Annotated in this window: 1 pseudogene; it reads left to right on the top strand. The window is 63.8% G+C overall.

The features are described 5' to 3' along the window. Positions 1-473 (top strand): annotated as a pseudogene (locus AC0L3P_RS40065) (transposase); the annotation flags it as partial.

The raw sequence follows: 473 nt of genomic DNA, 5'->3' as shown, positions 1-473 counted from the left end.
GGTTCAGCTCGCCGGCAAGATCGATTGGGACTGGATCGACGGCGAGGTCGCGCCGCTCTACAGCGAGAATGGCCGGCTCGGGATCGAGACCCGGTTCATGATCGGGCTGCTGTTGCTCAAGCACACTTATGGGCTGTCCGATGAGGGCGTCTGCGAGCGCTGGGTTCGCGACCCGTATTTCCAGTTCTTCACCGGGCAAGAGTTCTTTCAGCATGCCTTTCCGGTGCAGCCGAAGGCCATCACCTTTCCGACGGATGCCAAGCTGCTTCGCCAGCAGCAGCTCCAACTTGTCGCCGAGCCGTTTGCGCCAATGGCTCAGGTCCGGGTCGCTGCCCGATAATCCCTACGACGGTCATACCCTGCGGGACGTCATCGACCGCACCGAGGCGCTCACCGTCATTTCGGGCCAGAAGCGCGGCGTGTTCGGCGCCATCAAGCGCGAGCTCCGGCGCCGCTCCGCCATCGAGCCCATC

The organism is Bradyrhizobium sp. WSM4874, from assembly GCF_055811835.1.
The sequence above is the reverse complement of the archived record's forward strand: the minus strand, read 5'-3'. Positions and strand labels throughout refer to the sequence as shown.